1 pseudogene is annotated in these 301 nt (G+C 55.5%); it reads right to left on the bottom strand.

What is annotated here, in order from left to right:
- Positions 1–174: pseudogene (locus ETC02_RS18700) on the bottom strand (IS1634 family transposase); the annotation flags it as partial.
- Positions 175–301: the final 127 nt, after the last annotated feature.

The following is a 301-nucleotide window of genomic DNA, read 5'->3' on the forward strand; positions in this document are numbered from 1 at the left end:
AAGAAGCTCCGCTTCTTTGGTTCGTTCTTTTTCAAGCGTCTTTCCTTTTCGCTGGTCGAGCGCGCTCGATTCAACAACGATCAGCCGAACGGGGTGGCCTTCATACGTCGAGGCCGTTTCCCATACCTGGTACGTGGCGCCGTTTCTCTCCGCCAACGTAAAGGGATCGCTCCACGGGACGGATGAGTTTCTCACAATCGACCTCCTGAGCCCAATGTTCCAAGTGAACAAGGGCTTGCCGGCCGTCAAACACATTGTAGAGGATGGCCTGAACGGCATCGCTGACTCGCGTTTGGCACTG

Origin of the sequence: Geobacillus sp. DSP4a (genome assembly GCF_013096875.1) — a bacterium.
In the GTDB taxonomy this organism is placed as follows: domain Bacteria; phylum Bacillota; class Bacilli; order Bacillales; family Anoxybacillaceae; genus Geobacillus; species Geobacillus thermophilus.